At 67.0% G+C, this 9,338-nt stretch carries 8 protein-coding genes; 6 read left to right on the top strand and 2 right to left on the bottom strand.

What is annotated here, in order from left to right:
* The first annotated feature begins 265 nt into the window (after positions 1 to 265).
* Both QOD90_RS11275 and QOD90_RS11270 read left to right on the top strand, forming a co-directional pair.
* A complete protein-coding gene (locus tag QOD90_RS11275) occupies positions 266 to 2,200 on the top strand; it encodes an ArnT family glycosyltransferase (RefSeq protein ID WP_526349624.1) in 1,935 nt (644 codons plus the stop codon).
* Positions 2,201 to 2,323: 123 nt separating this feature from the next.
* Entirely contained in the window at positions 2,324 to 3,661 is a 1,338-nt protein-coding gene (locus QOD90_RS11270) for a serine/threonine-protein kinase (protein WP_526349622.1), read from the top strand.
* A 15-nt stretch (positions 3,662 to 3,676) separates the two neighbouring features.
* Here the strand turns inward: QOD90_RS11270 and hutH are convergent, their stop codons facing one another.
* Both hutH and QOD90_RS11260 read right to left on the bottom strand, forming a co-directional pair.
* Entirely contained in the window at positions 3,677 to 5,212 is a 1,536-nt protein-coding gene (gene hutH, locus QOD90_RS11265; protein ID WP_526349620.1) for a histidine ammonia-lyase, read from the bottom strand.
* 63 nt (positions 5,213 to 5,275) lie between these two features.
* The gene (locus QOD90_RS11260; RefSeq protein WP_526349618.1) at positions 5,276 to 6,865 is read right to left on the bottom strand and encodes a flavin-containing monooxygenase; all 1,590 of its coding nucleotides are present in this window, start codon (positions 6,863 to 6,865) and stop codon (positions 5,276 to 5,278) included.
* A gap of 27 nt (positions 6,866 to 6,892) precedes the next feature.
* Here QOD90_RS11260 and QOD90_RS11255 point away from each other — a divergent pair, with 27 nt between their 5' ends.
* The 4 genes from QOD90_RS11255 to QOD90_RS11240 all read left to right on the top strand — a co-directional run.
* Entirely contained in the window at positions 6,893 to 7,729 is an 837-nt protein-coding gene (locus QOD90_RS11255; protein ID WP_526349628.1) for a glycoside hydrolase family 16 protein, read from the top strand.
* Between the two features lie 149 nt (positions 7,730 to 7,878).
* Entirely contained in the window at positions 7,879 to 8,118 is a 240-nt protein-coding gene (locus QOD90_RS11250; RefSeq protein WP_526349616.1) for a hypothetical protein, read from the top strand.
* A 216-nt stretch (positions 8,119 to 8,334) separates the two neighbouring features.
* Positions 8,335 to 8,871: a MarR family winged helix-turn-helix transcriptional regulator gene (locus QOD90_RS11245; RefSeq protein ID WP_526349614.1), complete on the top strand. Its 537-nt coding sequence runs from the start codon at positions 8,335 to 8,337 to the stop codon at positions 8,869 to 8,871.
* A 41-nt stretch (positions 8,872 to 8,912) separates the two neighbouring features.
* On the top strand, positions 8,913 to 9,338 hold a 426-nt coding region (locus QOD90_RS11240; RefSeq protein ID WP_526349626.1), incomplete at its 3' end, for a DUF5078 domain-containing protein.

Below are 9,338 nucleotides of genomic sequence, written 5' to 3'. Positions count from 1 at the left end.
TGCGTCGCGGCGACATCATCATCGAAAGATGTGCTGGCCTGGACGTCCGGTTCGGTCATCGTCATGTGCATCGCTCCTCTTTGAGCCCGTTTCCACTGATGGTGCGAGTGTATGGCGCTCGTCGCGGGTTGAGATTCGAATCGTCATCTCACCGGGGCGAACCGATCCGCTTCGTAGCTGGCGGTTATCGAAATGATGCACCCATCCCAGGCGTCTCACCCCGTCCTCACAGGTCCGTCCACGGTCCGACTGCCTAACTGGCAGTGTGACAACGACATTGGAACTGCCCGTTCCGGCTAGCGGCGAAACGGTCGAATCCACCGCCTCGCGACGGTTCACCCGCCAGACCTGGGACCGCATCGGCTTCGGCGCCCTGCTCATCGCCACGTTGGTGATGTACCTGTGGAACATCACCGTCAACGGGATGGGAAATCAGTTCTACGCGGCCGCCGCGCAGGCCGGTTCGAAGAACTGGGAGGCGTTGCTGTTCGGCTCGCTGGACACCCAAAACTTCATGACCGTCGACAAACCGCCCGTGTCGCAGTGGGTCATGGGCCTGTCCGGCCAGATCTTCGGGTTCAGCAGCGCCAGCATGTTGATCCCCGAAGCTCTGATGGCGGTCGCCACCGTCGCACTGCTGTACGCCGCGGTTCGCCGGATCAGCGGACCGAACGCAGCACTGCTCGCCGGGGCGGCATTCGCGTTGACTCCCGTCGCGGCGCTGATGTTCCGCTACAACAATCCCGACGCGGTCATGGTGCTGCTGATGATGGCCGCCGTCTACTGCGCCGTGCGGGCGGTGGAGCACGCCAGCGCCAGGTGGATCGCACTGGCCGGCGTAGCGCTTGGCTTCGCGTTCCTGGCCAAGATGCTCGAAGGCATCATGGTGATGCCGTCGATCGGCCTGGTGTATCTGATCGCCGCGCCGACCACCGTCGGTAAGAGGCTGCTGCACCTCGTCGGATCGCTGGGCGCGTTCCTTCTCTCGGCGGGTTGGTACGTCGTGCTGACGCTTCTGTGGCCCGCGTCGTCGCGGCCCTACATCGCCGGCTCGACGGACAACAACTTCATGAACCTGGTCCTCGGCTACAACGGCTTCGCCCGCGTTCTCGGCAGTAACTCCGCAGGCAAGAACAACTTTCAACTCAACCCCGTGATCGGCGCGGCGGCGGACACCCCGTTCGAGGTCAATCACGGCCATCACGGTGGCTTCGGCGGTCTCGGCGGCAACTCGCAAGGGCTGACCCGGCTCTTCACCGGTGAGTTCGGTTTCGAGATCGGCTGGCTACTGCCTGCGGCACTGCTCGCCCTTGCCCTGGTGTTGGTCTCGCGCGGCCGCGCGCCGCGGACCGATTTGGCCAGGGCGGGTGCCATCGTGTTCGGGGTCTGGATGCTGGTCGACGGCCTGGTGCTCAGCTACATGAAGACGATGGTCCACCCGTACTACTGCCTCTCCTTCGTGCCCGCCGTCTGCGGCATGCTAGCGATCGGCGTGCACGAGATGTGGGGACGACGAGATTCCTGGTTCGGCCGTGGCGGTCTGGCCGCGATGATCGTCGGGACCGGGATGTGGAGTTGGTGGATTCTCGGTCGCAACGGGGACTGGTTCCCGGCCCTGCGCTGGACGATCCTGGCGGTGACCGTGGTCGCGACCGTCGGCCTCGTCGTTTCGTTGGGATCGACGACACGGCGGCGGTTCGCGGGTGCGGCGCTGGCGGTCGGCTTGATCGGTGCGGTGCTCGGCGCCGCCGCCTACTCGGTCGCGACGATCGGCCAGTCCCACAACGGTGGCATGGCCATGGTCGGACCGGCCCAGGAGGAGGGACACCACGGCGGGGGTTGGGGGGAGGACGCCGACAACGCGCAGTTGGAGGCCATGCTGCGGGCCACCAAGACCGACTTCTCCGCGGCCATCGACCGGTCGAATGCCGCGGCAGGTCTCGAGCTGTCCACGGATACCGCGGTGATGGCCATCGGCGGGTTCGGTGGCAGCGACCCGGCGCCGACGCTCGGCGAATTCCAGCAGGACGTCGCCAATCACCGGATCGGCTACTACGTCGCGGCCACCGAGAACCACCGGCCCGGTGGATTCGGCGGCCGGTCGGCGCACACCGACATCGCCAAGTGGGTCGCCGCCAACTTCACGCCGACGACCGTTGGGTCCGACACCGTGTACGACCTCACCGCGCCGGCGACGTAGCCGTTCCTTCCAAGGCCACACGGCCCCGCCCTGATGGCCGACCGCGCGGTTTCATCCGCGACGCGCCGCGGAAGGCGTATCGATCCGCACGGCCGGCGCACCCCGCTCCGTATCATCCCTCGCATGCCCTTAGTCGCCGGTGAGACGTTCGCCGGATACACCATCGTGCGAATGCTTGGCGCGGGCGCCATGGGCGAGGTGTATCTGGCCGAGCACCCCCGGTTGCCGCGTCGCGATGCGCTCAAGGTGATGGCGGTGAAGGTTTCGACCGATGCCGAGTATCGCGAGCGCTTCAATCGCGAGGCCCAGAACGTCGCCACGCTGTGGCACCCCAACATCGTCGCCATTCACGACCGAGGCGAGGACGAGGGGCGGCTGTGGATCGCGATGGACTACGTCGAGGGCACGGATGCCGGTCAGCTCCTCCTCGAGAAGGAGTATCGCCGCGGGATGCCCGCCGGCGACGTGGTGCGGATCATCACCGAGGTCGCCGACGCGCTGGACTACGCCCACGATCGCGACCTGCTGCACCGTGACGTCAAGCCCGCGAACATCCTGTTGGCCAACATGGACTCCGACCGGTGGCGGGCGCTGCTGGCGGACTTCGGGATCGCGCGTCGGGTGGACGACGCCAGCGGGCTGACCGAGACCAACATGGCGGTCGGCACGGTCGCCTACGCCGCGCCCGAACAGTTGATGGGTCAGACCCTCGATGGTCGGGCCGACCAATACTCGCTGGCGGCAACGGCATTCGAGTTGTTGACCGGCGCGCACCTGTACTTGGACCGCAATCCTGCCGTCGTGATCAGCCAGCACGTCAGCGCCCCGCCACCGGCGATCGCGGATCGCAGGCCCGAACTGTCCGAGCTGGGTCCCGTGCTGTCGAAGGCACTCGCGAAGTCACCGGCCGACCGTTTTGACAGTTGCGCCGACTTCGCCAATGCCCTGGCTCGGCATCTCGACGGGTGCGCCTCCGACGTCGACGACACGATGCTGGCGCGCCCCTCCGCGTCGCGGCATCCTGCCGGGCGAGCAGCCAAGGGCCGGATGCGGTGGCTGGGCGTCGCTTCCGCGATTCTGGTTGGGCTGCTGCTGGTCGGAGGCGTCGTCGCAGGCATCCTCATCGCACGTCATCAGAGCGAAGCCGTTGCCCAACCGTCGCCGTCCTCGCCTGCGGTGCCGGTGGTCCTCGTCGGCGCGGACTGCGAAGTCCTCGGCGCGGCAGGGGTCTCCGCCACCGGCGAGAAGGCCTACTGCGCCCGCCTGCCACCCGCGAATACCGTGATGTGGTCCCTGGTTTCGGGTGTGGTGCCCTCGCCCACCGTCACCGCGGGGCCCAACGACCAGGTGTATCCCGCCGGCATCGAGGAGCAGGTCGCCGTCTGTGTCCAGCAGACCGGGAAGTCCCGCGTCGAATGTCGCGAGGACGTCCGGCGCGGAAACCTCTATGGGCCTGCGTAAGCCCGGTCCGTCGGCTTAGGGCAGGGGGCCGACGGCACCTTCGGCGGCACGGACCAGGGCGCCGGAGCGGGCCAGCCCGACGACCGCCGCGATCTCCGGAGCCAGGAAGCGATCCGGGCCAGGCCCTTCGACGCGCTCCCGCAACGCGCCGATCACCGCGGCCGTGGCGGGTGACGGCGTCAGCGGGCGACGCATGTCCAAACCCCTTGCGGCGGTCAGCACTTCGATCGCCAGAACCGTCGTCAACCCATCGACGGCGCGGCGCAACTTGCGGGCCGCCTGCCACCCCATCGAGACGTGGTCTTCCTGCATGGCCGACGACGGAATCGAGTCCACGCTCGCCGGATTGGCCAGTCGCTTGAGTTCCGAGACGATGCCGGCCTGCGTGTACTGGGCGATCATGTGGCCGCTGTCGACGCCGGGATCGTGGGCGAGGAACGGGTTGAGGCCGTGGCTGCGGTTGACGTCCAGGAACCGGTCGGTGCGTCGTTCGCTGATGCTGGCCACGTCGGCCACCACGATCGCCAGGAAGTCGAGCACGTAGGCGACGGGGGCGCCGTGGAAGTTCCCGTTGGACTCCACGCGGCCGTCCAGGGTGACCACGGGATTGTCGATCACACTAGCCAGTTCTCGCTCGGCGACCATTCGCGCATGCGCGGCGGTATCCCGTGCCGCGCCTGCCACCTGCGGTGCGCACCGCAGCGAGTAGGCGTCCTGAACGCGCGTGCAGTCGGGGGTCTGGTGGCTGGCGACGATGGCCGAGTTGGCCAGCAGCCGAGTCATGTTCGCCGCGGCGACGGCCTGGCCGGGATGTGGGCGCAACTGCTGCAGGTCGGCGGCGAAGACGCGGTCCGTGCCGAGTTGGCCCTCGACGCTCATGGCGGCGGCGACGTCGGCGAGTCGCAGGAGGTCGTCGAGATCGGCCAGCGCGAGGATCAACTGACCGAGCATGCCGTCGGTGCCGTTGATGAGGGCGAGGCCTTCCTTCTCGGCCAGCGTGACGGGGGACAGGCCGTGTTCGGCAAGGGCGTGGGCGGAGGGCTTGAGTTCACCGGTGCGGGTCCGCACGTACCCCTCGCCCATCACCGAGAGCGCCACGTGCGCCAGGGGCGCCAGGTCGCCGGAGCAGCCGAGGCTGCCGTATTCGTGCACCACCGGTGTCAAGCCGGTCGAGATCAGGTCCGCGTAGGCCTGTGCGGTGTCGCGGCGGACCCCGGTGCGGCCGCTGGCCAGTGTGGACAGGCGCAGCAGCATCATCGCGCGGACGACCTCGCGTTCGACCTCGGGGCCCGAGCCTGCGGCGTGCGAGCGAATGAGGCTGCGCTGCAGCTGAGTACGGCTCTCCTTCGGGATGTGTCGCGTCGCCAACGCGCCGAAGCCGGTCGAGACGCCGTATACCGGAGTCGGGTCGTTGGCGAGCGCCTCGATCTTGTCGCGGCTGGCGTGGATGGCTGCGGCGGCCTCCTCGGAGAGCACTACCTTGGCGTCCTCGCGAGCGACTGAAACCACGTCGTCGAAGCTGACCGGTCCGATCCCGACGGTCACGGTCATGGGCGGCGACTCTCCTTTGGCTGGCGGTGGTACTCCGAGCCAACCGTAGTCTCGACCCCCGCTCTAGGAGGCTGTCTCGGCTTGCACCAATGACCAGTAATCGTCTTCGCGCACGGTCAGCTCATTCGACGTGATCGCACCGAAGGCGGCGGCGTCTCGGATGAATCGTGCCGGCGCGTCTGGTCTGGCGTCGGGGCCCTCCAGGCGAAAACAGCTTGGCGCGAGAGGCCCGAACAACAGGGCGCGACGCAGTTCCGGCCAGTTGTCGAGGTTCGGCTCGACACCTGCGGCGCGGGCAAAGGTCAGCGCCGCAACGTTCATTCGGGTCTTCTGCGGCGTTCCTCGCCTCGACCGGTAGGCGGCCACCGAACGTCGCTGGTCGGTCTCGCTCGGCGCCGGGATCGCACCGCCCCAGACGTAGGCGATCCACCGGGCTTGTAACTCGAGCGGCACGAAGTAACCGCCGGACTGATCCCACATTCCCATCAACGCCAACCCGGGCAGATCGGGGTGAAAGGTGTAGCGGTCGGCGTCCAAATGCGCGGCGTCCAGCTCGACGAGCGCCCTGATGTCCGCACTCAGGAATGGCAGGCTGAGGTCGAACCCGGTGCCGAATACGATGCCGTCGAAGTCCTCAGCGCTCCCGTCGGCAAAGCCGACCGTCGTGCCCGCCACCGAAGTCATCCACGGCCGCACCGAGATCCGGCCCTCCGCGACGAGCGGCAGGTACTGCTGGCTAAGCGTGACACCGGCGGCGAACAAGGACGGGTCGGGCGCCGGTGCGCCGTACTGCTCAGGACTGCCGCCCGCCTCGACGACGATCTCCTTGAGCTGGCGGTCGATCTCTGCCGCGGGCAGTGCCTCGGCGGCGAGCACGCCGTATCGCGTGAAGATCCGATGGTCGGAGGGGACCCCGGCGGCGAACTTGGGCAGAACGTAACGCTGGCGCCGCTGGGTGACGACGACCCGCGAGGCGCCCAGCTGGGCCAGTTCGGCCGCCACCTCAAGCGCGCTGACCGCGCAACCGGCGACCAGAAACCGCTTGCCGAGAAGGGAATTCGGCCTCCGATAGTCGTAGGTGGTCGACAGCCCCGCCGAACCGCAGAAGGTGGGCAGACCTGTCACTTGCGGGATCGCGGCTTCGTGGAACCTCCCACTGGCCACCACCACCCGGTCGAATCGGTCCTCGGCACCGCCGTACCGCAGCACCCACCCGCCGCCGGCCCTGGACAGGTGTTCGACCTCGGTGCCGAATCTGATTCGCGGGATCAGGCCGAACGTCTCGGCGTATCGATGCAGATAGTCGAGGACGTCCCTGCTCGAGGGAAATACCTCGGTGCTCTGCGGCTCGAGATCGCTGAACGCCGTCATGACGCGACTGGTGTTGGTGTGCATGCCCGGCCACACGCCGCTACGGCCGGCGAGTCCCGTCCATTGGCCGCCGAGTACCGGATTCTGTTCGAAGATCGTCGGCTCGAACCCCTGCGACAACAACCATCGCGCTGCGACCAGGCCACCGGGTCCGGCCCCGATGACGGCGACGCTTCCCGTCATCGGGGAACTGTCGCACGACGCCCCGACCTGCCGCGCGCATTCGGCGTCGGAGGGAAGCCCGAACCATTCGAGAGCGGCGACGTGCGCGCCATTCGGCATTTGCTTTATCGTGTCGCTGTGCCGGAGATGGATCGTCGAAACCTAATGTTCCTGTCGGGGCTGGGCCTGCTGGCCGCCGCGATCCCGCTTCCCGTGGCCGGCGCGCAGCCGTCGGGAACCCGGACACCACCCCTGGTGCCGCCGCCGCAGACGGCTGCGCAGCCGTTCCTCTTCCACGATGAGTTCGACGGACCCGCGGGTTCGGCACCTGATCCGGCGAAGTGGATCGTTTCGACGGCCCGCGAGACCATCAAGAATCCGGTGTTCTGGGATCGCCCCGAGAACATGGGGCAGTACCGCAACGACCGCCGCAACGTGTTCCTCGATGGCAAGTCCAACCTGGTCATTCGCGCCACCAAGGAGAACGGCAAGTACTTCGGCGGCAAGCTCACCGGCACCTTTCGCGGGGGCATCGGCCTCACTTGGGAGGCGCGGGTGAAGTTCGACTGCCTGACGTTGGGGTGCTGGCCCGCATGGTGGCTGCTGAACAACGATCCCGTTCGCGGCGGTGAAGTCGACCTGGTCGAGTGGTACGGCAACGCCAACTGGCCGTCGGGAACCACCGTCCACGCTCGTCTGGACGGGACGTCGTTCGCCACGCAGCCCTTCGACGTGGACAACGCGTGGCACGTCTGGCGCTGCACGTGGAATGACGGTGGAATGTACTTCTGGCGGGACTACGTCGACGGCGCCGAACCGTACTTCACCGTTCCGGCCAACTCCCTCGACGACTGGCCGTTCAACGACCCCGGCTATCAGCTGTCGCCGATGCTCAACCTTGCCGTCGCGGGCTCGGGCGGTGGCGATCCCACGGGCGGCACCTATCCGGCGGACATGCTCGTCGATTGGGTGCGCGTCTGGTGACCTGCGCGCACCGGGTTGGATCGACGGCCTGGTGGCGCGCTGTGGGAAGAATCACCACGAGGGATTTCCTAGCGGCTTCGGAATAAATCGAACCTTCTCGTCGTCGTTCTCGTAGAACGATTAGTGAGCTTTAGAGAAGGAGTGTCCTCATGAGGTCAAGTAGCGCAAGGACGTTCGCCGCCATCGCCGGAGGCGCCATGGTGACCCTGGGAATTGTTGGGGCGACCCTCGCCCAGGCCACACCGGGGGCGGTCGCCGACTCGGAGATGTCGACGGGTACCACCAGCACCGTCACCACCGCGCCGACCGCGCCGCCAATCCCGATGGCGGTGCCCGGCATCAAGGGTCCCGCACCGCTTCCCGTTGAAGAGCAGGGTCTGCCGGGCTAAGCAAGTCTCAGATGCATAGGTTTGACTATGTAGATGAGGGAGACGTGAAGTACGGGAATGGCCCCGACGTCGACTGACGTCGGGGCCATTCTTTGTCGGTACGCCATGTCCGCGTGGACTTCCTAGCCACTTCGCAGCCTTCTCACAGCAAGGAGCGGCTCCGGTCTTTACTGGGCATCTACATAAGTATCGTGATATATATCCAAGGTGGAATCCGTGGAATCTTCCCGACTCGACGACGGCGGTGACCCCATCGGCGAAGTGATCGATGAGGCGATGGACTTGACCGTGCGTCACCTGGCCGACCGCACTGGACTAAGTGGCAGTGCGGCAATGCTTTTGAATCGGCTGGTGCACGAGGGGCCGGCCCGGCTCACGACGCTGGCATGCCTGGAGGGCATCTCCCAGCCGGCGATGACGCAGATGATCCAGCGGCTGGAGCGGCAAGGGCTAGTGGAGAGATCCAGCGACCCCGACGACGGCAGGGCCGCGGTCGTGGCACTCGCAGCCGACGGGCAAGTCAAGCTGGCACAGCGCCGAGACGGGCGCCGCGCGCGTCTCGCCGACCTGCTGAACACGCTGTCGTCCGAGGACGAATTCTCCCTCACGCTGGCCGCCCAGGTCGCGCTGCCGATCCTGCGCCGTCTCAACGAGAACGCATCGACGGCGGCCACGGGTCGGTTGAGCGCGATCGAAGCTCACTGCGCCGAACGAGCGCCATCACTTGAGCAGCTGCAGGGAGGTAAGTCGTGATGTCACAACGACATTCGAATGGGCACTCGTCGCTGAGGCGGATGGCCGTTGCGGGCTTGGCGGTCGCCGCGACGGCAACGGCGTTGGCTGGCCCGGCGGCCGCCGACGCCACCGATGACTTCCCGATCCCGCATCGGCTGATCGTCACCAAATGCGATGCCGAGCAGTACCTGCAGGCGGCCAGGGACACCAGCCCGGTGTACTTCGAGAGGTACATGATCGACCGCAGCAACCGACCGGCCGACGTCCAACAGCAGGCCTTCGACCGCATCCACTGGTTCTTCTCCCTCGACGCGGTCGGCCGCCGGCAGTATTCGGAGGACACCGCCACCAACGTCTACTACGAGAACGTGGCGACGCACTGGGGCAACTGGGCCAAGGTCTTCTTCAACAACAAGGGCGTCGCCGCCAAGGCCACCGACGTCTGCATGAACTACCCGGCAGGCGACATGTCCGTCTGGGACTGG

The sequence above is a fragment of the Mycobacterium sp. genome, assembly GCF_032161845.1.
Lineage (GTDB): Bacteria > Actinomycetota > Actinomycetes > Mycobacteriales > Mycobacteriaceae > Mycobacterium.
Note: the sequence above shows the minus strand (reverse complement) of the source record. Positions and strands in the feature narration are given on the sequence as shown.